Source organism: Microvirga ossetica, assembly GCF_002741015.1.
Taxonomy (GTDB): domain Bacteria; phylum Pseudomonadota; class Alphaproteobacteria; order Rhizobiales; family Beijerinckiaceae; genus Microvirga; species Microvirga ossetica.
Map to the genome: position 1 here is coordinate 3,999,881 of NZ_CP016616.1, position 25,595 is coordinate 4,025,475.

17 protein-coding genes are annotated in these 25,595 nt (G+C 64.2%); all 17 read left to right on the forward strand.

Features of this window, described 5'->3' with window-relative positions; all coding sequences use genetic code 11:
• Positions 1–15 precede the first annotated feature (15 nt).
• The 17 genes from modA to metH all read left to right on the forward strand — a co-directional run bounded on the left by modA (position 16) and on the right by metH (position 25,465).
• Entirely contained in the window at positions 16–831 is an 816-nt protein-coding gene (gene modA, locus BB934_RS19125) for a molybdate ABC transporter substrate-binding protein (RefSeq protein WP_099511053.1), read from the forward strand.
• On the forward strand, positions 828–1,523 hold the full coding sequence (gene modB, locus BB934_RS19130) for a molybdate ABC transporter permease subunit (RefSeq protein ID WP_418294709.1): 696 nt from the start codon (positions 828–830) through the stop codon (positions 1,521–1,523). Before modA ends, modB begins: the two co-directional genes overlap by 4 nt.
• Positions 1,523–2,629, forward strand: coding sequence for a molybdenum ABC transporter ATP-binding protein (modC, locus tag BB934_RS19135; protein ID WP_099511054.1), 1,107 nt, complete (start codon positions 1,523–1,525; stop codon positions 2,627–2,629). The genes modB and modC overlap by 1 nt, the downstream gene beginning before the upstream one ends.
• A gap of 81 nt (positions 2,630–2,710) precedes the next feature.
• The gene (locus BB934_RS19140; RefSeq protein WP_099511055.1) at positions 2,711–3,976 is read left to right on the forward strand and encodes an aminopeptidase; all 1,266 of its coding nucleotides are present in this window, start codon (positions 2,711–2,713) and stop codon (positions 3,974–3,976) included.
• A gap of 170 nt (positions 3,977–4,146) precedes the next feature.
• The gene (locus BB934_RS19145; RefSeq protein ID WP_099511056.1) at positions 4,147–6,021 is read left to right on the forward strand and encodes an ABC transporter ATP-binding protein; all 1,875 of its coding nucleotides are present in this window, start codon (positions 4,147–4,149) and stop codon (positions 6,019–6,021) included.
• 30 nt (positions 6,022–6,051) lie between these two features.
• Positions 6,052–7,578 carry an ABC transporter substrate-binding protein gene (locus BB934_RS19150; RefSeq protein WP_099511057.1) on the forward strand — a complete coding sequence of 509 codons (1,527 nt, stop codon included), beginning with the start codon at positions 6,052–6,054 and terminating at the stop codon, positions 7,576–7,578.
• Positions 7,579–7,649: 71 nt separating this feature from the next.
• The gene (locus BB934_RS19155; RefSeq protein WP_099511058.1) at positions 7,650–8,573 is read left to right on the forward strand and encodes an ABC transporter permease; all 924 of its coding nucleotides are present in this window, start codon (positions 7,650–7,652) and stop codon (positions 8,571–8,573) included.
• Positions 8,574–8,577: 4 nt separating this feature from the next.
• Complete coding sequence (locus BB934_RS19160) at positions 8,578–9,435, forward strand: ABC transporter permease (protein WP_099511059.1); 858 nt, start codon at positions 8,578–8,580, stop codon at positions 9,433–9,435.
• Positions 9,432–11,180 carry a M14 family zinc carboxypeptidase gene (locus BB934_RS19165; protein ID WP_099511060.1) on the forward strand — a complete coding sequence of 583 codons (1,749 nt, stop codon included), beginning with the start codon at positions 9,432–9,434 and terminating at the stop codon, positions 11,178–11,180. Before BB934_RS19160 ends, BB934_RS19165 begins: the two co-directional genes overlap by 4 nt.
• Positions 11,181–11,404: 224 nt before the next feature.
• Positions 11,405–13,729 (forward strand): glycoside hydrolase family 113, encoded by a 2,325-nt coding sequence (locus BB934_RS19170; protein WP_099511061.1) that lies wholly within the window; start codon positions 11,405–11,407, stop codon positions 13,727–13,729.
• Positions 13,730–13,877: 148 nt separating this feature from the next.
• The gene (locus tag BB934_RS19175; protein WP_099511062.1) at positions 13,878–15,221 is read left to right on the forward strand and encodes an erythromycin esterase family protein; all 1,344 of its coding nucleotides are present in this window, start codon (positions 13,878–13,880) and stop codon (positions 15,219–15,221) included.
• A 205-nt stretch (positions 15,222–15,426) separates the two neighbouring features.
• Positions 15,427–17,079, forward strand: a complete 1,653-nt coding sequence (ettA, locus tag BB934_RS19180) for an energy-dependent translational throttle protein EttA (RefSeq protein ID WP_099511063.1) — start codon at positions 15,427–15,429, stop codon at positions 17,077–17,079.
• 170 nt (positions 17,080–17,249) lie between these two features.
• On the forward strand, positions 17,250–18,728 hold the full coding sequence (locus tag BB934_RS19185) for an AMP nucleosidase (protein WP_099511064.1): 1,479 nt from the start codon (positions 17,250–17,252) through the stop codon (positions 18,726–18,728).
• Positions 18,729–18,739: 11 nt separating this feature from the next.
• Entirely contained in the window at positions 18,740–19,621 is an 882-nt protein-coding gene (locus tag BB934_RS19190; RefSeq protein WP_099511065.1) for a DMT family transporter, read from the forward strand.
• A gap of 67 nt (positions 19,622–19,688) precedes the next feature.
• Entirely contained in the window at positions 19,689–20,702 is a 1,014-nt protein-coding gene (locus tag BB934_RS19195; RefSeq protein WP_099513036.1) for an ArsR/SmtB family transcription factor, read from the forward strand.
• Complete coding sequence (gene metF / locus BB934_RS19200) at positions 20,702–21,607, forward strand: methylenetetrahydrofolate reductase [NAD(P)H] (protein WP_099511066.1); 906 nt, start codon at positions 20,702–20,704, stop codon at positions 21,605–21,607. Before BB934_RS19195 ends, metF begins: the two co-directional genes overlap by 1 nt.
• Positions 21,608–21,709: 102 nt before the next feature.
• Entirely contained in the window at positions 21,710–25,465 is a 3,756-nt protein-coding gene (gene metH / locus BB934_RS19205) for a methionine synthase (protein WP_099511067.1), read from the forward strand.
• Positions 25,466–25,595 lie beyond the last annotated feature (130 nt).

The following is a 25,595-nucleotide window of genomic DNA, read 5'->3' on the forward strand; positions in this document are numbered from 1 at the left end:
TTCGGGAGACAGGATATGCGTTCGACTCGATCCTCAGGCGGCCGGTTTGCGAAGATGGCTCTTCTCGGCCTGCTGCTCTCGGGGTTCGCGCTGGTCGGCGGAGCTTCGGCCCAGTCCAGGGATGTGCTGGTTTTCGCAGCCGCCAGCCTGAAGAATGCGCTCGACGATGCCGGCGCGGCCTGGATGCGCGAGACCGGCAAGAGGGTCACGGTCTCCTATGCCGCCAGCAATGCGCTCGCCAAGCAGATCGAGGCTGGTGCCCCGGCGGATCTCTTTGTCTCCGCCGATCTCGACTGGATGGATTACCTGGCCTCGAAGGGGCTGATCAAGCCCGAGAGCCGCATCAGCCTGCTCGGCAATTCCCTCGTCCTCGTCGCGCCGAAAGGCTCCACCCAGCAGGTGACACTCCAGCCCGGAATCGATCTCGCCGCGATCCTTGGCGGCAACCGCCTGGCGATGGGCCATGTGGATGCGGTGCCGGCCGGAAAATACGGCAAGGCGGCGCTCGAGCATCTCGGCGCCTGGGCCGGGGTCAAGGATAAGATCGCGCAGGCGGATAACGTGCGCGCGGCGCTCCTCCTCGTCTCCCGTGGCGAGGCGCCGCTTGGGATCGTCTACAAGACCGATGCCGTATCCGATCCGAATGTGAGCATCGTCGCGACCTTCCCGGAAGAGAGCCATCCGCCGATCGTCTATCCGGTCGCGCTCACCAAGGATTCGAGCAATCCTGACGCGGCGGCGTTCCTGGCCTTCCTGCGCTCGGACAAGACGAAGCCTTTCTTCGAGAAGCAGGGCTTCACGTTCGTCGGCAAGGCGACCTCCGGCTCGTGATCGATTGGCTTTCTCCGGAAGAGTGGACGGCCGTTCGCCTCAGCCTGAAAGTCGCCTTCGTCGCGATGACGGCGAGCCTCATTCCCGGCATCGCCATTGCGCTGCTGCTGGAGCGAGGGCGCTTCTGGGGGCGGCAGTTCCTTGACGTTCTCGTCCATCTCCCCTTGGTCCTGCCGCCGGTCGTCGTCGGCTGGTTCCTGCTGATCGGTTTCGGGCGGCGCGGCCCCATCGGCGCCTTCCTGTCAGAGCAGTTCGGCATCGTGTTCTCCTTCCGCTGGACGGGCGCGGCGCTCGCCTGCGCCATCATGGGCTTCCCGCTCCTGGTGCGCGCGATCCGCCTGTCCATCGCAGCCGTCGACCGCAAGCTGGAGGATGCGGCGGGAACGCTCGGCGCTCATCCGGTTTGGGTGTTCGCCGTGGTAACTCTGCCTCTCATCGTACCGGGCATCATCGCCGGCATGGTGCTGTCCTTCGCCAAGGCGATGGGCGAGTTCGGTGCGACGATCACCTTCGTTTCCAACATTCCCGGCGAGACACAGACCATTCCCTCCGCCATTTATACCTATACGCAGGTGCCGGGCGGCGAGAGCGGCGCCATGCGTCTGACGCTCGTGTCCATCGTCATCTCCGTCGTTGCGCTCTGGCTGTCCGAATGGCTGGCGCGCCGGATGCGCCGCCGGGTTCGCGCGTAATGGTTCTCGACGTCGACATCCGGCATACGCAGGGAGCCTTCGACCTCCAAGCGCGCTTCCGGTCGGACGGAAAGCTCACAGCACTTTTCGGTCCGTCGGGATCCGGCAAGACGACGATCGTGAACGCCATAGGCGGTCTCGTGCGGCCGGATCACGGCCGCATCGTCGTGCAGGGGCGGGTGCTCGTCGACACGAAGAAAGGCGTCTTCGTTCCCAAGCACCGGCGGCGCATCGGCTACGTGTTCCAGGAAGGACGCCTCTTCCCGCATCTCGACGTGCGCCAGAACCTGCTCTTCGGCCGCTGGTTCACCCCGAGGGGGGAGCGGAAGACGGGTTTCGAGAATGTCGTGGAGCTTCTCGGCATCGGACACCTTCTCGAACGGCGACCGGCGACGTTGTCGGGCGGCGAAAAGCAGCGCGTCGCCATCGGGCGCGCGCTTCTCGCCGATCCGCAGCTCCTGCTGATGGACGAGCCGCTGGCATCGCTCGACGATGCGCGCAAAGCCGAGATCTTTCCCTATATCGAGCGGCTGCGCGACGAGGGCGGCGTGCCGATCGTTTTCGTCAGCCACTCCGTGCCCGAGATTGCGCGTCTTGCGACATCGGTCGTCGTTCTGTCCGAGGGGAGGGTGGCGGCATCCGGTTCGGCCTCGGAGATTCTGCGGCATACGAACCTGTTCAGGCAGACCGGTCTCACCGAGGCCGGAGCGCTGATCGAGGCGCAGGTCCTGCGGCATGAGAACGGCTTCGGCCTTACCGTGCTTCAGGCCAGGGCAGGCACCCTGACCGTCCCGCTTCTCGATCATGCCGTCGGCACGAGGATGCGCGTGCGCCTACGCGCCCGTGACATCATCCTGTCCCTGCACGAGCCCAAGGGCATGAGCGCGCTCAATGTGCTGTCGGGAATTATTTCCTCGATCGAGGAATCCGAGGGGGCGAGCGTGGATGTCGAGCTCGATTGCGGCGGCGACGCTCTCGTTGCCCGCGTGACCCGGAAGTCGGTGGCGGAGCTCGGCCTGAGGCCGGGCCTTCAGGTCCACGCCATCATCAAGAGCATCGCCTTCGATCCGGACGTCCTCGGCGGCGCAAAGCCTGAGAATATGTGACATTTCAGCCTTCGAGGTTGCACCGACGGCAGAGCCGTGTAGCCTCTCCCGCCATTATTCGACCTGCGAGAGACGAGGATCATGAACGAACAAGTCCGGAACCTGGCGGATGCCGCATCCCATGCCCAGCTTCTCGACCGCCTGGCGGAAGTCGCCGTTCGCGTCGGGCTTGGGCTGAAGCCCGGCCAGGAACTGGTCGTGACCGCGCCGCTCGACGCCGTCGCCCTGGTCCGGCGCATCACGGAGCATGCCTACACAGCCGGCGCTTCCCTCGTGACCACAATCTTCTCGGATGAGGAAAGCACGCTCATGCGCTACCGCCATGGGCGCGACGAGGGCTTCGATACGGCGCCGGCCTGGCTCTACGAGGGCATGGCGGAGGCCTACAAGAAGGGCGCCGCCCGGCTCGCCATCGTCGGCGAGGATCCCTCGCTCCTCGCCAAGGAGGATCCGGACAAGGTCTCCCGCGCCAACCGGGCGCGCTCCAAGGCCTATATGCCGGCTCTCAACATGATCGCGGGCTTCGACATCAACTGGACCATCGTCTCCGCCGCCACGCCATCCTGGGCCAAGACCGTGTTTCCTGACGATCCGGAGGCAGTGGCCGTCGCCAAGCTGTGGCAGGCGATCTTCTCGGCCTCGCGCGTCGATACGCCTGACCCGATCGCCGCCTGGGAGACGCACAATGCGGCGCTCCAGGCGCGCACGCGCCTGCTGAACGGCAAGAACTATGCGGCGCTCCACTTCCGCGGTCCCGGCACGGATCTGCGCGTCGGCCTCGCGGATGATCACGAATGGAACGGCGGCTCGACCGCGGCGAAGAACGGCATCGTCTGCAACGCCAACATTCCGACCGAGGAAGTCTTCACCACGCCGCACAAGGACCGGGTCGACGGCACCGTCACCAGCACCAAGCCGCTCTCCTATAACGGCACGCTGATCCAGGACATCCAGGTCAGGTTCGAAGGCGGGCGCATCGTCGAGAGCAAGGCGCGCACCGGCGAGGCCGTGCTCAACAAGGTGCTCGATACCGACGAGGGCGCGCGCCGCCTCGGCGAGGTAGCCCTGGTGCCGTATTCCTCGCCCATTTCGCAGAGCGGCCTTCTCTTCTTCAACACCCTGTTCGACGAGAACGCCTCCAGCCACATCGCGCTCGGCCAGGCCTACAGCAAGTGCATCCACGGAGGCGGCTCCATGAGCGAGGACGAGCTTGCCTCCCGCGGATCGAACAAGAGCCTGATCCATATCGACTGGATGATCGGCTCCGACCGGGTGGATGTGGATGGTATCACACAGGACGGCAGGTGCGAGCCGCTCATGCGCGGCGGCGAATGGGTAACTGGGTAACAAAAAGACTCGCACTTTTCGTCGCGCCGGATCTATGATCCCCGCGACTGCCTGATCTTATGCAATCGGTGCTTGACGTAGCGGCATCGTGGCTGTGATGGATAACAGGTATCAAAGAGGTACCGATCCGAGATTTCGTCGGACCGGTACATCCTCAAGAGCGTGAATGGATGTCGGACACAGCCAATCGTCAATCTCAAGCCCTCCTGTCGGTCCGCTCCCTTTCGGTGGAGTTCGGCACGGGGAATGGAGCCTTCAAAGCCGTCAAGGAGGTCAGCTTCGATGTGCAGCCGGGCAAGACCCTGGCAGTCGTCGGAGAATCCGGATCCGGCAAATCCGTCACCTCCCTCGCGATCATGCGCCTGACCGATTACACGGGCGGACGCATCACCAACGGGCAGGTGCTGTTTCGCCCGGACGGCGGCGAGGCCATCGACCTCGTCAAGGCTTCCGACAACAGGCTCAGGGAGATCCGCGGTAACGACATCGCGATGATCTTCCAGGAGCCGATGACCTCGCTCAACCCGGTCTTCACCATCGGCAACCAGATTGCGGAAACGCTGATCCTGCACCAGGGCCTCAACGGCCGCGAGGCACGCCTAAGGGCGAAGGAGCTGCTGCAGAAGGTGCGTTTGCCGGATGCGGACAAGCTCCTCGACCGCTATCCGCACCAGCTCTCCGGCGGCATGCGTCAGCGCGTGATGATCGCCATGGCGCTCGCCTGCAATCCCAAGCTCCTGATCGCCGACGAGCCGACCACGGCCCTCGACGTGACGATCCAGGCGCAGATCCTCAACATCATCCGCGACCTGCAAGCCGAGATGGGCACCGCCGTCATCTTCATCACGCATGACATGGGCGTGGTGGCCGAGATGGCCGACGACGTGGTGGTGATGTGGAAGGGCGAGAAGGTGGAGCAGGCGCCGGTGCGGGACATCTTCGCAGCGCCGCAGCATCCTTACACCCGCGCGCTGCTCTCCGCCGTGCCGCGCCTGGGCAGCCTCACGGGCCAGCCGCTGCCGAAGCGCACGCCCGTGATGGTCATGGACGGCGGCGTGGCAAAGCCCGTCGGCGGCACGCACGAGCAGAACACCGCCGATTACACCAAGCCCATCCTCCAGGTGGACAAGCTCACCACCCGCTTCGACGTGGGCAAGACCTTCTTCGGCCGGGTGACGCACCGCGTCCACGCGGTGGAGGAGGTCAGCTTCGACATCTATCCCGGCGAGACGCTGGCGCTGGTGGGCGAATCCGGCAGCGGTAAGTCCACCATCGGGCGCACGCTGCAGCAGCTCGTCGAGCCGACCGGCGGCACGGTGCGCTTCGACGGGCGCGACATGGGCGCCATGAGCCACGGCGACCGGCGGCGCCTGCGCCAAGAAATCCAGTACATCTTCCAGGATCCCTTCGCCTCGCTCGATCCGCGCCATACGGTGGGCTACAGCATCGCCGAGCCGATCGTCGTCCACGGCCTGATCAAGGATGCAAAGGCGCGCGAACGGCGCGTGCAAGAATTGCTGGAGCAGGTCGGCCTGCTGCCGCAGCATGCCAAGCGCTACCCGCACGAATTCTCCGGCGGCCAGCGCCAGCGCATCTGCATCGCGCGGGCGCTCGCAAGCAACCCGAAGCTCGTGATCGCGGATGAATCCGTGTCGGCGCTCGACGTGTCGATCCAGGCGCAGATCGTCAACCTGCTCATGGAGCTGCAGGAAAAGCGGCGCCTGTCCTATCTCTTCATCACCCATGACATGGCGGTGGTGGAGAAGATCAGCCACCGGGTCGCCGTGATGTATCTCGGCCAGATCGTCGAGCTCGGGTCCCGTCAGGCGATCTTCGAGAACCCGCAGCATTCCTACACCCGCAAGCTGCTCGCGGCGGTGCCCATCGCCGACCCGCAGCGCGAGCGGGCGAAGATGCGGATCGAAGGCGAGATCCCGAGTCCGGTGCGCCCGGTCGGCCAGGAGCCCGCCATCCACCGCATGCGCGAGGTCGAGCCCGGACATTGGGTGGCGATCGAAGCGGATCAGATCCGCGGAGCGGCATAAGAAACGACTTTTCCAGAGGGAGACGATAAGATGAAGTTCTCTACCACCATCAAAGCGCTCGGCCTTACGGCCGCTGTCGCATTGACACCATTGATGGCGTCCGGGGCTCAAGCGGCCGGGACGATCACGGTCGCAACGACCATCGATCCCGGAAGCTGGGACCCCATCGATAGCTTCCTGGTGCCGTGGGCATCTGCCGCCAACAACATCTACGACGGCCTGATCTCGCGCGGTCCGGACATGAAGCTCCAGCCGGCTTTGGCCACCTCCTGGGATTTCCTCGACGACAACAGCCGCATCCGCTTCAAGCTGCGCCAGAACGTGAAGTTCCATAACGGCGAACCCTTCAACGCGGCAGCCGTGAAGTTCACATTCGACCGCCTGCTCGGCGACGAAGGCAAGAAGGGGCCGCAGCAATCGAACTACACCTCGATCTCCAAGGTGGAGATCGTTGACGATTACACGGTCGACTTCGTCATGAAGCAGGCGGATCCCGTGCTGCTGACGAAGCTTGCCGGCTATGGCGGCATGATCGTGCCGCCAAAATACATCCAGGAGAAGGGCGACGCCCACTTCAACATGAATCCGGTCGGCACCGGGCCGTTCAAGTTCGTCGAGTACACGCCGAAGGTGAACCTCGTGCTTGAAGCATATGCTGATCACTGGGCCGGCGCGCCGAAGGTCGACAAGGTCGTGACCCGCTTCATTCCTGAGGCCAACACCCAGGTGGCCGAGCTCCAGGCGGGCCGCATCGATATCGCGACCCTCATCCCCTTCGGCCTTGCGCCGACCGTCGAGAAGAGCCCGAACCTCACTCTCGTCAGCATCACCGGCCCGACTGTCGTTGCGCTGCGCCTCAACACCAAGGAAGGCATCACCAAGGATGTGAATGTCCGCAAGGCGCTCATCATGGGCGTCGACCGTGACGCAATCATCAAGGCGGTGCTGCTCGGCCACGGCAAGCCGATTGCGAGCTTCCAGTCCGACCTGTCCTTCGGCTACGATAAGAACCTGAAGCCGCTGCCTTTCGACCTCGCCAAGGCGAAGCAGATGCTTCAAGAGGCGAAGATTCCGGCCGGCGCTCCGGTCCGCATCGATTTCCGCGGCAACGATGCGACCTTCCGTGAGGTGGCGCAGGCCGCGGCCGGCTATTTCCAGGCACTCGGCCTCAAGCCGTCGATTCAGCCGCACGAGCCTCCGGTTCTCCTCAACGACATCATCCCGAACGGCAAGACCGGCGAGGCCTGGCATAATTCCTGGGGTGGATGGACCTTCGACTACGACAACACGGCCTACCTGATGTACCATTCGGGCGAGAAGTGGAACCCGTATGACAACGACCCCAAGCTCAACGCCCTGCTCGAGAAGCAGCGCACGATCTATGACGTGAAGGAACGCGAGAAGGTTCTTCAGGAAGTCGCGCGCTATGTGGCGGATCAGGCGCTCGAGATCCCGCTCTATAACGAGAATACCGTTTTGGGCGTCAGCAAGCGGCTGAAGAACTTCGTGCCGCCGGCGGACCGGCGTTTCCGCTTCAACGATGTGACGGTTGAATAACCCCAATTACATCCGCAATCGAGAAGGCGCCACGCCAGTGGCGCCTTTTCCAAGAGCAAGAAGGAACCCCCGTGGCGGGATTTATTCTCAAGAGATTGCTGCAGGCCGTTTTCGTGATCCTTGCCGTGACCCTGATCGTGGCCTTTGCGATCAGGCTGTCCGGCGATCCCGCCGTGATGCTGGTGGGCGGTGCCGGGAGCGTCACCGAGCAGGACCTGCAGAACATCCGGCAGTCGCTCGGTCTCGAAAGGCCCTTCTACGTTCAGTATCTGAGTTTTCTCAAAGGTATCGTCACCGGCGATTTCGGCAAGAGCTTCATGGGCGGGACCCCTGTCTCCCTGCTCATCGCCAACGCGCTGCCGGCAACGCTGCTGCTAGCCTTCGCTTCGCTCATCACATCGATCATCCTCTCCGTTCCTCTCGGCATTTACGCAGCCGTTAACCGCGGCCGCTGGCCGGATCAGGCGATCCGCATCCTGTCACTCGTCGGCCTGTCCTTCCCGAATTTCTGGCTCGCCATCATGATGGTGCTCTTGTTCTCCATCGTGCTCGGCGTGCTGCCGCCGAGCGGCATGGAGGGGCCCGAGAGCTTCGTCATGCCGGCGCTCACCATGGCGATCATCCTCACCGCCACGAATGTGCGCCTCGTGCGCACCTCCATGCTGGAGACGCTCTCGCAGCAATACATCATGGTCGCGCGCTCGAAGGGCCTGCGCGACCGCGTCGTGCTCTATAAACATGCCCTGCGCAACTCGGCGATTCCGCTCGTCACCTATATCGGCCTGCAGTTCGGCGGCCTGATCGGCGGCATCGTCATCATCGAGCGGGTGTTCAACTGGCCCGGCATGGGCACGCTCGCCTTCGACGCCATCTCGAACCGCGATTATCCGGTGCTCCAGGGCACGATCACGGTGCTGGCGCTTTTCATCGTTCTCATCAACCTCCTGGTCGATATCGCCTATGGGCTGATCGACCCGCGCATCCGGACGGAGTGAGCCCATGGCTGCCGCTCAGGCTCTCGCGTCGGCGCGCCGGCACTTCAGGTCCCTCGAGCTTGTCCTCGGTGTTCTGCTCACCGGCGGCATGGGATTGGCCGTGCTTTTCTCCGGCTTCCTCTTTCCCGATGGCGGCGAGAGCATGGACCTCATGGCCCGCCTCACGCCACCATTCCAGGATCTCGCCCATCCCCTCGGCACGGATCCGCTCGGCCGCGACGTGCTGGCGCGGGTGATTGTCGGCGGCAAGATTTCGCTCACTGTCGGTATTTTCTCGGTGCTGGGAGCGGTGACTGTCGGAACGCTCGTTGGGCTGATCGCCGGCTATTACCGCGGCATCGCCGAAATCCTGCTGATGCGCTTTGCCGACATCCAGCTCGCGCTTCCCTTCATCCTCGTCGCCATCATGTTCCTCGCCATTCTCGGCACCGGCATCGACAAGGTGATCTTCTTCATGATCGTCGCGCAATGGGTGCAATACGCACGCCTCGTACGCGGCTCCGTGCTGTCCCTGCGCGACCGGGAATTCATTCTGTCCGCCCGCGCCATCGGCGTCGGCAACGGGCGCATCATCTTCACCCATATCCTGCCCAACGTTCTCGGTCCCATCGTCATCCTGATGACGCTGCAGGTGGCCAACAACATCCTTCTCGAAAGCAGCCTCACCTTCCTCGGGCTCGGCGTCGATCCGCTCATCCCGAGCTGGGGCGGCATGCTCGCCGACGGGCGCACCTATCTCCAGACTGCGTGGTGGGTCAGCGTTTTCCCGGGGCTTGCGATCATGTTCACCGTGCTCGGCCTGAACCTTCTCGGCGACTGGCTGCGCGACCTTCTCGATCCGACAGGACAGACTTCACGATGACGATCTTGCTCGACGCGCGCATCCCGCGCACTCTCGACACCCTCGTGCGCGACTGGGCGGGCGGCGACCATCGCGGCATCACGCTTGAGGCCTGGCTGTTCGAAGACGAGACTGCGCGTCGCAGAGCCGAGCAGGTCTTCGCCGCGTCAGGCATCCATGCGCGGCTTCGCAGCGCCTACAAGCCGCTCGTTCATGCGTTTCTGGAAGAGTTCGATACCGTCGGGCTGGCGCGCGTGAGCGTGCGCTACCCGGTGCATGAAGAGGCCGATCGCCTGCGCTTCCTCTCGGAGACCTATCCGCTTGCCGCGCTGCTCGACGGCGTCGAGATGCATTTCGAGCCTGGCGCGGCGGACATGACTTATCGCGTCACGCTCGAATACGGCAATGGCCGGGTGGCGGAGCACGAGGTCTTCGCGCCGAACCGTCTGCGCACCAACCATCTCGATCAGGTCGATCTCACGCCGACCGGATGGCTAAAGGTGACGGGCCGCACCGATGTCGGCTCCGATCTCGACGGGCCGCTCGAGACGGAGAACGAGCAGGTCTTTCACGAGGTCATGAATGCGGTCGCCGCGCATGGCTGGCCCGAGAGCGAACCCTATGCGGAAACGCTCACCATCGACGTGACGATCCCCGGGATCGAGCGCGCGCTCGATTACGGCGACGAGGTCATGAGCACGCGCGAGGCGCTGCACGAGGATTTCTATTTCTCGCTGCTCGAATTCTTCAAGCGCCGGTCCGGCCGTCCGCCCGAAGATCGCAGCGTGCAGCCGGGCCAGATCGTGCCCGATATCCGCGTCGGCGAGGGCGATGCGCATGTGCGCGTGGCCCTGCGCCCGTTCGGCGTGCCGACGGATCCGCTACGGCCGGAACAGGACATCGAGACGGCCGATGCCGCGCCCGGTCTTGCGCAGATCCAGCGCGAGCTCGCCGCTCTTCCCGGCGAAACCTTCGAGGGCATCTCCCGCGAAGGACGCCCCGTGCGCGGCATCTACCGGCCGGGATCGCGCCCAGCGGTTCTCGTCACCGGCGGCCAGCATGCCAACGAGACCTCGGCTCCCCTCGGCACCTTGCGAGCCGTGCGCCGGCTGCTGGCCAATCCGGAGGCCAACATCGCCTATATTCCCGTCGAGAACCCGGACGGCTATGCCCTGCACGGGCGGCTCTGCGAGGGCAATCCGCGTCATATGCATCATGCCGCGCGCTACACCTCCCTCGGCAGCGATCTGGAATACGGCCGCAACGAACCTCTCTATGAGATCGGTGCGCGCAACCAGGCTCTGGCGAGGTCGGGCGCGCAGCTGCATCTCAACCTGCACGGCTATCCGGCGCATGAATGGACGCGGCCTTTCACGGGCTACCTGCCGCGCGGCTTCGAGCTCTGGACGATCCCGAAGGGCTTCTTTCTCATCATCCGCCATCATCCCTCCTGGGCCGAGACGGCGCGGACCCTGATCGAAGCCGTGACGAAAGGCCTCTCGGCCGTGCCGGGCCTCGCGGAGTTCAATCGCCGCCAGATCGAGATCTGCTCGATCCATTCCGGCGGCACGCCCTATGAGATCATCAACGACGTTCCCTGCCTGCTGACGCCAGACGAGCGCCATCCGACGCCGCTCACGCTGATCACGGAATTCCCGGACGAGACGATCTACGGCGACGCCTACCGCTTCGCCCATACCGTCCAGATGGCGACCGTCATCGCCGCCGAGGAGGCCTTTGCATCGATCATGGCGCAGGTGGCATAGCGCGTACCGGGAAGAGATGACGTCGGGTTAGCGTGAAGCCGTCCCGCCCGCGATCAAGCCGGCTTTCCAGGGTGGATCGGAAGGCCGTCGGACTGCTGAAACGCAAGGAATCCTTAACCTCTATCCCTCCTTTCACCCTTGCGGATGCGTTCAAGAACGTTATATCGATAGAGTCATTCAATGATGCCTAGGCGTCGAAAGGCCATCATCGCAGGGGCGTTCTCATGCCTAAATTATTCGATTTCCAGGCCGAAAGCCTTCCCTCCTGGTGGGACGGCAACTTCCGGATGCCGTGGACCAAGACGAATATCGACCTGATCCAGGGCGATGGCGCCTCGCAGCTCGTCATCGTGCCGACCGTCTATATGGACAGCCTGAACGCGACGCGGGTTTATCGCGACAACGGCGATCCCGGTGGGCATAACACCGACGGCGCTCCCCGCACCGAAAGCGACGGGTCGATCGAGGAGGCGCTCAAATACGCACAGGCTCGCGGGCTCGAGGTGATCTTCAAGCTGCACGTCAACGTGCAGAACGGTGACTGGAACGCCCTGATCGGCCCGCCTGCGGGCTCGACTCCGGCTCAGGCCAAGCAATGGGCCGACTCCTGGTTTGCTTCCTATAAGGAAGCAGTGGTGCATTACGCCAAGCTCGCGCAGAAGAACGGCGTCACGGCGTTCGCCATCGGCAACGAATGCGAGAGCATGACCGGGCCGCAATATCGCGAGTATTGGGTCGACATCATCGAGGCGGTGCGCGAGGTCTATAGCGGTCAGCTGACTTATGCGGCGACCTGGACCGAGGCGCTCCATGTGAGCTTCTGGGACAAGCTCGATTACATAGGCGCCAATCCGTATATCTCGTTCACCGACAATCCCAATCCCACCCTGCAGCAGCTGATCGACGGCTGGACCAAGCCCTCGCCGTTCTTTCATGTGCGCGATCCCATCGAGCAGGCTTTCGGCGAGAACATCTCCGCCATCGATGCCCTGCGCCGCGTGGCGCAGGAGCACGGCAAGAAGCTGATCTTCACGGAGACCGGTTTCCGCAGCCTCGACGGCAGCAACTACGATCCCTGGACCTGGCGCAGCGGCCGCGTCGACGTGGTCGAGCAGGCCAACATGTTCAAGGCCTTCTATAAGATCATCACCGACCGCCTCGACGAAGGCTGGGTCGGCGGCTACTGGCTCTGGAATTATGATGCCGGGCAAATGGTGTCCGATCCGAGCCCGGACGACGGCTACTACACACATGGCAAGCTGGCCGATGCTATCGTCGAGCAGTATTTCAAGAATCCCGTAGCGGTGAAAGGCCAGCTTCTTGCGGGCACGGCCGGCAGCGATGCCCTCCGGGGCGGCTTCAACAACGACACCCTCTCGGGGGGCGCCGGCAATGATACGCTGCAGGGCAATGGCGGCGCGGATATCTATATCTATGCCGGCGGAGAGGGAGCGGACACCATCTTCGGGTTCGACCCGATTCAGGGCGATCGGGTCGTCCTGAACAACGTCGGCGTCACGCGCTTCGCCGATCTTCAGATCAGCCAGATCGCCGGCGGCTATGTCATCGCCTTCGGCGGTGGCAACAGCCTGACGATCATGACCACCGCAACGCTGGAAGCGACTTGGATCTCGTTCAACGGCGCTGGGCAATCCGGCGCCTCGACGAAGCCGACGACCGGCAACGACGAGATCACCGGCGGCTTGACGAAGTCCGATCTGATCGATGCCAACAAGGGCGACGACCGGATCGATGGCCTGGGCGGCAACGACACGCTGCGGGGCGGCGAGGGCGACGACACGGTCTATGGCGGCATCGGCAATGACGCGCTCTACGGCAATGCCGGCGACGATTATGCGGAAGGCGGCGACGGCACCGACCGGCTCTACGGCGGCGACGGCCTCGACATCCTCTACGGCGGCGCCGGAAACGACCAGGTGAGAGGCGAAGAGGGCGACGACATGCTTTATGGGGATGACGGCGTCGACACTCTACACGGGGACAACGGCTACGACCTCCTCGACGGCGGCGACGGCGACGACAAGCTCTACGGCGAAGCCGGCGACGACCAGATCGTCGGAGGCGAGGGCAACGACATCATCCAGGGCGGTGCCGACAACGACACGCTCGAGGGCGAGAACGGCGACGACAAGCTCTATGGCGGCGACGGCAAGGACGTGTTGATCGGCTGGTTCGGTGCGGACCAGCTTTGGGGCGGCGCCGACTACGACGTGCTCGACCCCGGCGCCGGTAACGACAAGCTCTGGGGCGGCCTGGGCGAAGACCGGTACGTGTTCAACTCCGACACGGGCCAGGATATCGTCTACGACTTCCAGCCGAAGCAGAACGAGATGCTGCTGATCCGCCACAACATCAATCATTCCGGCATTCTCGATTTCGAGACGCTCAAGCCGCATATGAAGCAGGTGCTGAACAACGTCGTCATAAAGCTCGGCAAGGGCGAGTATCTTGGCGGCGATGACCAGCTGACGCTGGTCAATGTCCGGCTGGCGGATCTCAAAGCCGAGCACTTCTACTTCTATTGGTAAGCAGTTCCAGTTTGGAAACGACATGACGGCCGGGGCATGTCCTCGGCCGTTGCGCTTTCGCGGCCATGGATTCAGGCGGGAACAACGCCGTTACCCTGTCGTTTTTCGCGCAACGATGGGCGTTCGCCCGGATTTCGGGAGATGATTCATGGCCCGGCTGTCATGGAGGCAGAACGAGAACGAGGCCTCGATCCGCGAGGCTGTCGATCTCGTGCGCGAGCACGGAGAGCCTTTGCCGCCGATCGGCGAGGATGAAGCGTTCGGCGCGATGTTCGATCGCTTCGCCGATGCCAAGGTGGTGCTCTTGGGCGAAGCGACCCATGGCACCTCGGAATTCTACCGCGCCCGCGCCGCCATCACGAGACGCCTGATCGCGCAGCACGGTTTCACCATCGTCGCGGTCGAGGCCGACTGGCCCGATGCGGCGCGCATCGACGCTTACGTGCGCCATCGCCCCGTGCCGGAAGGCGACGACGTGGCCTTCGAGCGCTTTCCGACCTGGATGTGGCGCAATGAGGAGGTGGCGGACTTCGTCAACTGGATGCGCGAGCATAACCGCGACATCGCCGAGGACGAGCGCGCCGAGTTCCGCGGTCTCGATGTCTACAGCTTGAACGCGTCGATCCGTTCCGTGCTCGATTATCTCGCCAAGGTCGATCCCGAGGCTGCGAAGGAGGCGAGGGGGCGCTATGGCTGCCTCACGCCCTGGCAGTCCGATCCGGCGCGCTACGGGCGCGCGGTTCTCACCGGGCAGAAAAAGCCCTGCGACGAGGCCTTGCTGCACCAGCTCCAGACCCTCCTCGACAAACGCATGGACTATCTTCAAGCCGATGGCGGCGAGGAATTCTTCGATGCGGTTCAGAATGCCAAGATCGTTCATGCGGCCGAGCATTATTACCGGATCATGTACGAGGGCGCGACGGAGTCCTGGAACCTCCGCGACCGGCACATGTTCGTGACGCTGCAGAGCCTTTTGGCTCGGCGCGACAACGCCAAGGCCGTCGTCTGGGCGCACAACTCGCATATCGGCAACGCCGCTGCGACCGCGATGGGCTGGCAGGGCGAGTTCAATATCGGCGAGCTCTGCCGCAAGTCCTATCGCAGCGAGGCGGTTCTCATAGGATTCGGAACGGATCGCGGCACGGTGGCGGCCGCCGACGATTGGGACGAGCCGATGCGAGTCAAGGATGTGCGACCCGCCCGGCCCGACAGTCATGAGCGGATTTTTCGGGATGCGGGCCTCGGCTGCTTCCTGACCGATTGGCGCGAAAACGGCCAGGCCGAGCTGACGGACGTTCTCTCGCGGCCCCGCCTGGAGCGCGCCATCGGCGTGATCTACCGGCCGGAGACGGAGCTCTACAGCCATTATTTCGAAGCCATCCTGGCCGAGCAGTTCGATGCCTTCGTCTGGTTCGACGAGACAAGGGCGGTGAAGCCATTGACCCACGCCCATGGCAAGGGCATGCCGGAGACCTATCCGTTCGGGCTTTGATGCAGTCTAGGTCATCCCGGGGCCGCGTAGCGGAACCCGGGATTGCACGACGAGAATGGCGCCTCGTCCTGCGAGCGATCCCGGATCGGCTTTGCCGTCCGGGATGACGGCGAAGGGCGTTGCAGCATCCCCGCCTTGCCCCGGCAGGCCGCCCCTGCTAACTGACGGCCAACTCCATTCACATCGATCAAACAGGGCTTTTCCCGTGTCCCGTCAGTTCATCTACCACATGCGTGGCCTCACCAAGACCTATTCGGGCGGCAAGAAGGTCCTGGATAATATTCACCTGTCCTTCTATCCGGATGCCAAGATCGGCGTGCTCGGCGTCAACGGCTCCGGCAAGTCGACGCTTCTGCGCATCATGGCCGGCACCGATACGGACTGGAACGGCGAGGGTTGGGTCGCCGAGGGGGCGCGGGTCGGCTACCTGCCGCAGGAGCCACAGCTCGACCCGTCGAAGAACGTCCGCGAGAACGTCATGGAGGGCGTGGCCGCCAAGAAGGCGATCCTCGACCGCTACAACGACCTCGCCATGAACTATTCCGAAGAGACGGCCGACGAGATGACCCGGCTCCAGGACGAGATCGAGGCCAAGGGCCTGTGGGATCTCGATTCCCAGGTCGATCAGGCCATGGATGCCCTGCGCTGCCCGCCGGACGACTGGTCCGTGGACAAGCTCTCGGGCGGCGAGCGCCGCCGCGTCGCCCTGTGCAAGCTGCTCCTGGAGCAGCCCGAGCTTCTGCTCCTCGACGAGCCGACCAACCATCTCGACGCCGAGACGACCGCCTGGCTCGAAGGCCACCTGCGCAATTATCCGGGCGCGATCCTGATCGTCACCCACGACCGCTACTTCCTCGACAACGTGACGGGCTGGATTCTCGAGCTCGACCGCGGCCGCGGCATTCCCTACGAGGGCAATTACTCGTCCTGGCTCGAGCAGAAGCAGAAGCGCATGGAGCAGGAGGGCCGCGAGGACGAGGCGCACAAGCGCACCATCGAGCGCGAGCGCGAGTGGGTGTCGGCTTCGCCCAAGGCCCGCCAGGCCAAGTCGAAGGCCCGTATCCAGCGCTACGAGGACCTTGTGGCCAAGGCCAACGAGAAAGGTCCGACGACGGCCCAGATCGTCATTCCCATCGCCGAGCGCCTGGGCAACAACGTCATCGAGTTCGACGATCTCAAGAAGGCCTTCGGCGACAAGCTTCTGATCGACGGCCTGTCCTTCAAGCTTCCACCGGGCGGCATCGTCGGCATCATCGGCCCGAACGGCGCCGGCAAGACCACGCTCTTCCGCATGATCACCGGCCAGGAACAGCCCGACGAAGGTTCGATCCAGATCGGCGACACGGTGAAGCTCGGCTATGTCGACCAGAGCCGCGACTCGCTCGATGCCAACAAGACCCTCTACGAGGAGATCTCGGGAGGCAACGAGGTGCTCTATCTCGGCAAGCGTGAGATCAATGCCCGCGCCTATTGCGGCGCCTTCAACTTCAAGGGCTCCGACCAGCAGAAGAAGGTCGGCGTGCTCTCCGGCGGCGAGCGCAACCGCGTTCACCTCGCCAAGATCCTGAAGTCGGGCTCCAACGTCCTGCTCCTCGACGAGCCGACCAACGACCTCGACGTGGATACGCTTCGCGCACTCGAAGAAGCGCTGGAGGATTATGCCGGCTGCGCCGTGATCATCTCGCACGATCGCTGGTTCCTCGACCGCATCGCCACGCACATCCTCGCCTTCGAGGGCGACAGCCACGTGGAATGGTTCGAGGGCAACTTCGCCGATTACGAGGAGGACAAGAAGCGCCGCCTCGGCACGGATTCCACGATCCCGCACCGGATCAAGTACAAGAAGTTTTCGCGTTAAGCCGTCAGATCGCTCTGATCTTACCATCACAGGAAAGGCGGAAACGGTGCCGGCACCTTCCGCCTTTTTTCTTGCCTTGCTCTCAATAACTGAATTCGTTCAACCCGGTTGGGTTCTTCGTCGAAACAGTGTATGACCCTTGAGGCACGAGACAAAAGAAGAGAGTCCACGTGCCAGCCGATCAGATCTCCACCTTCCAATCCGTCGCCACACCCGAGGAAGCCGTCGAGCGGCTTATCGCGCTCCATAACAGCGCCATCGAGGCGCAGCGCCAGGCGCTCGAGCATTTCTTCGCCACCGGCACCGCTCCTACGCCCCTCGAACGATCCCGCTTCCGCTATCCTGAATTGCGTCTCGATTATCGCTCGACCTCCCTCCCGCCGGTGAAGCAGCGGGCCTACGCCAAGTTCCAGGGGCCAGGGACCTATGCGACGACCATCACCCAGCCGGCCTTCTACCGAACCTATCTGCTCGAGCAGTTGAATCACCTGGTGCGCGATTACGGGGCGACCATGGCGGTCGGCGTCAGCGATCAGGAGATCCCGTATCCTTACGTGTTCGAACGGGGCGACGAGCTCGGCCGGGGCGCCCATTCCGCATCGGAACTCGCCCAGCATTTCCCGACGCCGCTTCTCGCCAAGGTCGGCGACGAGATCGCCGACGGTACCTGGGTGTTCCAAGAGAACGAGGCGCGGCCCCTGGCGCTCTTCGACGCGGCGCGGGTCGATTATTCCCTGCGCCGCCTCGTGCATTATACCGGCAGCGACTGGCGCTGCGCCCAGCCCTGGATCCTGCTCACCAACTACCACCGCTATGTGGATCAGTTCATCCGCTGGGCGGTGAAGGAGCTGGCGAACGAGGAAGGGCCTTACACGAGGCTCGTCCTGCCCGGCGGGATCACCATCGAGCGCGGCCTGGACGAGGCCGTCGTCGAAGATCTGATCGGCTCTTCGCCCTGGCACCGGTTCCAGATGCCGGCCTATCACCTGATGCGCAAGGACGGGCATGGTGTAACGCTCGTCAATATCGGCGTCGGCCCGTCGAATGCGAAGAACATCACCGACCATCTGGCGGTGCTGCGACCCCATTGCTGGCTCATGGTCGGGCATTGCGGGGGCCTGCGCCAATCCCAATCCATCGGCGATTATGTGCTCGCCCACGGCTATCTCCGGCGCGACCATATTCTCGACAGCGCTGTGCCGCCGGAAATCCCGATCCCGGCCTTGGCCGAAATCCAGGTCGCCCTGCAGGACGCGGCGGTCCAAGTCACGGGCGAACGCGGTGAAGAACTGAAGCGGCGCCTGCGCACCGGCACAGTCGTGACCTACGACGACCGGAACTGGGAGCTGCGCTGGAGCCAGGAGCGGCGCCAGATCAACCTGTCCCGCGCCATCGCGGTCGATATGGAAAGCGGCACCATCGCGGCCCAGGGCTATCGTCTGCGCGTGCCCTACGGCACCTTGCTCTGCGTATCGGACAAGCCGCTGCACGGGGAGATCAAGCTGCCGGGCGCGGCCAATGCCTTCTATGAGCGGGCGGTGAGCGAACACCTGATGATCGGCCTCGCGGCGCTCGATATCCTGAAAGGACAGCGCTCCTCCCTGCATTCGCGCAAGCTGCGCAGCTTCGACGAACCGCCGTTCCGGTAAGCTGCTCCTCCATGGCGCGCGAGAACCTGGGTCTGTTGCTGGGCTTCGTCGGCGTGTGCATTTTCGCCGGTACGCTGCCCTTCACCCATATCGCGGTCGAGCATCTGAGCCCGCTCTTCGTGACGGCAGGTCGGGCGGCGCTTGCGGGGCTTCTGGCGCTGGCAACGCTGCTCATCCTGCGCAAACCCTGGCCGTCGTTGCGGCAGGCGGGAGCCATGGCGCTCGCCGCTTCATGTCTGGTCGGGGGCTTTCCGGGTTTCACGGCGCTCGCCATGCAGAGCGTTCCGGCCTCTCATGGCGGCGTGGTGCTCGGGATCCTGCCGCTCGCCACCTCCGCCATCAGCACCCTGATCGCGGGCGAGCGCCCGAGCCCCGCCTTCTGGCTGGCGGCCCTTGCCGGTGCCGGGCTCGTGATCGGCTTCACCCTGCATGAAGGCGGCGGATCGCTTGGGCAGGGCGACATCTTCCTTCTCGCGGCCGCCCTGGCATCGGCTCTGGGTTATGTGGTTTCGGGCAAGCTCGTCCGCAGCGGCCTCGCCGGCTGGGAGGTGATCTCCTGGGTGCTGGTCGTCGCCCTGCCGGTGACGGTTCCGGTCGCGCTTTGGAGCATGCCCGAGGATCCGACGCGGATTCCCGCCTGGAGCTGGATCGGTTTTGCCTATGTCACTCTCATGAGCCAGTATCTCGGCTTCTTCGCCTGGAATGCGGGGCTCGCCATCGGCGGCATCGCCCATGTCAGCCAGGTTCAACTCCTGCAGACCTTCGTCACCCTGCTGATCGCCTCGGTTCTCAACCGCGAGCCCATCGCGCTTTCTGCATGGTTCGTCGCCGCCGCCGTTTTCGTGCTGGTGATCGCCGCGGGCCGCGCCAAGGTTCGCCGGGATAAAGCGTAAGGCTCCGCTTGCTCCTTTTCCAAAATACATATAAATATATCTTTATATGTAAGAGCGAGATTTGGCCGTGCCTGACACCCCGTCTCCATCGCTGGATCTGACCTTGGATGTCCTGCGGGCAGCCGCCGAGGAGACGCGCCTGCGGATCCTCGCCCTGCTGACCGAGGGTGAGCTCTCCGTCTCCGACCTCACGGACATCCTGGGGCAGTCCCAGCCGCGCATCTCCCGCCATTTGAAGCTCCTGGTCGAAGCCGGCCTCGTGGAGCGCCACCGGGAAGGGGCCTGGGCCTTCTTCCGGCTCACCGACCGGGGCGTGGCCTTGCGCATCATCCGCCCGACCCTCGAGAGCCTCGACCGCTCCGATCCGCAGCTGCTGGAGGACCGGACCCGGCTCGAAGCCGTGCGCGCCCAGCGCTCGCAGACCGCGCAAGCCTTCTTCTCGCGCCTTGCCCCCGAATGGGACCGCATCCGCTCCCTGCATGCCCCCGAGGCGGTGGTCGAGGCTGCCGTGATCGATGCCCTGGGACCGGCGCGGATCCGCGATCTCGTCGATCTCGGCACCGGCACCGGGCGCATGCTGCAATTGCTGGCACCGCGTGCCAGTCGCACAGTGGGACTCGATGCCAGTCATGCCATGCTCTCGGTGGCACGTGCCAATCTCGAAAAGGCCGGCCTGAGGGGCATCGAATTGCGGCAGGGCGACATCTATGCGCCGCCGTTCCCGCGCAACACTTTCGACCTCGTCGTCATCCACCAGGTGCTGCACTACCTGGACGATCCGGCCCGCGCGATCCGCGAAGCCGCGCGCCTCGTGGCACCGGGCGGACGCATTCTCGTGGTCGATTTCGCGCCGCATAACCTCGAGTTCCTGCGCGAGGCCCAGGCCCATCGCCGCCTCGGCTTCGCGCCCACCCAGGTCGCAGGGTGGCTCGACGAGGCGGGACTCGACTGCACCCTCAACCGCGAGATCGCTCCGCCCCGGAAGGGCGACGAGCAACTGACCGTATCCCTTTGGCTTGGCCAGGATCGCCGTGTGGTGACGGATTGGCCCATGAACGAACCCGACAGAGAGGTCGCCTGATGTCACCGCTCACCCTTCGCCCAAGCCGTCAGGTCTCCTGTCCGATCAAGGTCTCCTTCGAGTTCTTCCCGCCGAAGACGCCGGAGATGGAAACGACGCTCTGGGCGTCGATCCAACGTCTCGCCCCGCTCAACCCGCAATTCGTCTCCGTGACCTACGGCGCCGGCGGCTCCACCCGCGAGCGCACCCACGCGACGGTCTCGCGCCTCGTTCAGGAAACGCAGCTGAAGCCGGCGGCGCATCTCACCTGCGTTGCCGCGACCAACGAGGAGGTGGGCGACGTCGTGCGCTCCTATTGGGACGCGGGCGTGCGCCATATCGTGGCATTGCGCGGCGACCCGGCAGGCGGCATCGGCACGGCTTATGAGCCGCATCCGGGCGGATACCGGCAGACCTGCGATCTTGTGGCCGGCATCAAGGCCATCGGCGATTTCGAGGTTTCCGTCTCCGCCTATCCGGAGAAGCACCCGGAGGCCGCATCGCTCGAGGCCGATATCGACGTGCTGCAGGCCAAGGTCGATTGCGGCGCGGACCGCGCCATCACGCAGTTCTTCTTCGACAACGACCACTACTTCCGCTATCTCGACCGCGTCCGCGCACGCGGTATCGACATCCCCGTCGTGCCCGGCATCGTTCCCGTTCAGAATTTCAAGCAGACGGCGAATTTCGCGTCGAAGACAGGCGCGAGCGGGCCCGACTGGCTGGCTGCGCGCTTCGAGGGCTTGGAGAACGACGTCGAGACCCGCAAGCTCGTGGCCGCCGCCGTCGCCGCCGAGCAGGTGATCGATCTCGTCGACCGCGGCGTGAACGAGTTTCACTTCTACACGATGAACCGCGCTGATCTGGTCTATGCCATCTGCCATCTTCTCGGCTTGCGCGATCAGAGCGTGAAAGCCGCCGCGTGAATGTTCCGATGTCCGGTTTTCGAGCCGGGCATTCTTGTGTTTGTTTCAAAAGTGCATCGGCGGTCGAGGCAACCTGACCGCGATGAAAAGAGAACAGATCGAATGACTGCTCATACTCCTCGCCCCGCCAATGGCGCTGACGTGATCAAGGCGCTCCGCGAAGCCGCCTCCAAGCGGATTCTCGTGCTCGACGGTGCCATGGGTACCGAGCTGCAGCGCTCGCGCTTCTCGGAAGAGGATTTTCGCGGGGCACGCTTCAAGGACTGGAAGCAGGACGTCAAAGGCAACAACGACCTGCTCATCCTCACCCAGCCGGACGCGGTGCGCAAAGTGCACCTCGACTACTTCCGCGCAGGCGCCGACATCGTCGAGACCAACACCTTCTCCGGCACCTCCATCGCCCAGGCCGATTACGGCATGGAGGAGATCGTCTACGACTTGAACTTCGAGGGATCGCGTCTTGCTCGCGAGGCGGCGCTCCTCGCCGAGAAGGAAGACGGCCGCCGCCGCTTCGTGGCCGGCGCCGTCGGCCCGACAAACCGCACGCTGTCGATCTCGCCGGACGTGAACAATCCCGGCTACCGCGCCGTGAGCTTCGACCAGGTGCGCGACGCTTACGCCGAGCAGGTGAGGGGGCTGATCGACGGCGGGTCCGAGATCATCCTCATCGAGACGATCTTCGATACGCTCAATGCCAAGGCGGCCATCGTCGCGACGCATCAGGTGTTCGCCGAGAAGGGCGTGACGCTGCCGATCATGATCTCGGGCACGATCACGGATCTCTCCGGCCGTACCCTGTCCGGCCAGACGCCGACCGCCTTCTGGCATTCGATGCGCCATGCGGATCCGTTCTCCATCGGCCTCAACTGCGCGCTCGGTGCGCGTGAGATGCGCGCGCATATCCAGGAGATCGGCAAGGTTGCCGATACCCTCGTCTGCGCCTATCCGAATGCGGGCCTGCCCAACGAATTCGGCATGTACGACGAGCGCCCCGAGGCGACGGCGTCGATGCTGGCTGAGTTCGCCGATGCCGGCTTCGTGAACGTGGTCGGCGGCTGCTGCGGCACCACGCCGGAACATATCCGCGCCATCGCGGAAGCGGTGGCCGGAAAGGCTCCGCGTTCGGTGCCGAAGATTGCGCCGCTCATGCGCCTGTCGGGTCTCGAGCCCTTCATTCTCACCTCCGACATTCCCTTCGTGAATGTGGGCGAGCGCACGAACGTCACGGGGTCCGCCAAGTTCCGCAAGCTCATCACCAACAACGATTACGCCGCTGCTCTCGACGTGGCGCGCGATCAGGTGGCGAACGGTGCGCAGATCATCGACATCAACATGGACGAGGGCCTGCTCGATTCCGAGAAGGCCATGGTGGAGTTCCTCAACCTCGTCGCCGCCGAGCCCGATATCGCCCGCGTGCCTGTGATGGTGGATTCGTCCAAGTTCCACGTGATCGAGGCCGGCCTCAAGTGCATCCAGGGCAAAGCCATCGTGAACTCGATCTCCAGGAAGGAGGGCGAGGAATCGTTCATCGCGCATGCGAAGATCTGCCGCTCCTACGGCGCCGCCGTGGTCGTCATGGCCTTCGACGAGCAGGGCCAGGCCGATAGCCTGGAGCGCAAGGTCGACATCTGCTCCCGCGCCTACAAGATTCTCACCGAGCAGATCGGCTTTCCGCCCGAAGACATCATCTTCGATCCGAACGTGTTCGCGGTCGCCACCGGCATCGAGGAGCACAACGGATACGGCGTCGCCTTCCTCGAGGCGGCGCGCATCATCCGCGAGACGCTGCCGCATGCCCATATCTCGGGCGGCGTGTCGAACCTGTCGTTCTCGTTCCGCGGCAATGAGCCCGTGCGCGAGGCCATGCACTCGGTGTTCCTCTTCCACGCCATCAAGCTCGGCATGGACATGGGCATCGTGAATGCCGGCCAGCTCGCGGTCTATGACGAGATCGATCCGGAGCTGCGCGAGCTGTGCGAGGACGTGGTGCTCAACCGCCGCTCCGACGCGACCGAGCGCCTGCTGGAGGCGGCACCCCGCTTCAAGGGCGACGGCACGGGAGCCGTGAAGGCTGCCGATCTCGAATGGCGGTCCTGGCCGGTCGGAAAGCGGATCGAGCATGCCCTCGTCAACGGCATCACCGAGTTCATCGAGCAGGATACGGAAGAGGCGCGCCAATCGGTCGAGCGTCCGCTGCATGTGATCGAAGGCCCGCTGATGGCCGGCATGAACGTGGTCGGCGATCTCTTCGGCGCGGGAAAGATGTTTTTGCCGCAGGTGGTGAAATCCGCCCGCGTGATGAAGCAAGCCGTGGCCTACCTGATGCCGTTCATGGAAGCCGAGAAGGAAGCTTCCGGCATCACCGAGCGCTCGGCCGCCGGCAAGGTCCTGATGGCGACCGTGAAGGGCGACGTGCACGATATCGGCAAGAACATCGTCGGCGTCGTGCTCGCCTGCAACAATTACGAGGTGCTCGATCTCGGCGTCATGGTGTCGGCCCAGAAGATCCTGGAGACCGCACGCAGGGAGAAGGTCGACGTGATCGGGCTTTCCGGCCTCATCACACCCTCGCTCGACGAGATGGTGAACGTGGCGAGTGAGATGGAGCGCGAGGGCTTCGACATTCCGCTTCTCATCGGCGGCGCCACCACGAGCCGTGTGCACACGGCCGTGAAGATTCATCCGAACTACCACAAGGGCCAGGCAGTCTATGTCACCGATGCGAGCCGCGCCGTCGGCGTCGTGTCCTCGCTGCTCTCGCCGGAGATGAAGGGCAATTACGTCGAGACGCTCCGGGCCGAATACCGGAAGGTGGCCGATGCCCATGCGCGTTGGGAGGCCGACAAGCAGCGCTTTTCCCTCGAGAAGGCGCGCGCCAACAAGCTCACCATCGACTGGTCGTCCTATCAGCCGCCGAAGCCGACCTTCACCGGCGCACGCGTGTTCCGCAGCTACGATGTGGGCGAGCTCGTGCCCTATATCGACTGGACGCCGTTCTTCCAGACCTGGGAGCTTAAAGGCCGGTTCCCCGCGATCCTCGAGGACGAGAAGCAGGGCGAGGCCGCGCGCCAGCTCTGGGACGACGCGCAGGCCATGCTCAAGCAGCTAGTCGACGAGCGCTGGTTCAACCCGAAAGCGGTGATCGGCTTCTGGCCCGCAAACACGGTCGGCGACGACATCCACCTCTTTACGGGCGAGAGCCGTAACGAGCGGCTTGCCGCCTTCCACGGCCTGCGTCAGCAGCTCTCGAAGCGCGACGGCAAGCCCAATGTCTGCCTGTCCGATTTCGTCGCTCCGGTCGAGAGCGGAAAGCCCGATTGGATCGGCGCCTTCGTGGTGACGTCGGGCATCGAAGAGGTGCGGATCGCGGAGAGGTTCGAGCGCGCCAACGACGATTACCGCTCGATCATGGTCAAGGCGCTGGCGGACCGTCTGGCGGAGGCTTTCGCCGAGCGCATGCACGAGCGCGTGCGCAAGGAGTTCTGGGGCTATGCCGCAGGCGAGAACCTCAGCAACGAGGGGCTGATCGGCGAGGACTACCAGGGCATCCGCCCGGCGCCCGGCTATCCCGCGCAGCCCGATCATACGGAGAAGGCGACGCTGTTCAGCCTGCTGGAGGCCGAGCGCCGCATCGGCGTGACGCTCACCGAGTCCTACGCCATGTGGCCTGGCTCGTCCGTGTCGGGGCTCTATCTCTCGCATCCGGACGCCTATTACTTCGGCGTCGCCAAGGTCGAGCGCGATCAGGTGGAGGATTACGCCGCGCGCAAGGACATGAGCGTGGCGGAGGTCGAGCGCTGGCTCGGCCCCATCCTCAACTACGATCCGGCAAGCTATCGGGTGATGGCGGCGGAGTAGGGCTGCATCGTGGGTGTCATCCCGGACGGCGAAGCCGATCCGGGATCGGATGCAGGACAAAGTGCCTGAACCTCAACACTGTCATTCCCGCGCAGGCGGGAATCCATACCCGCTGACAGCGCCTTGCTCG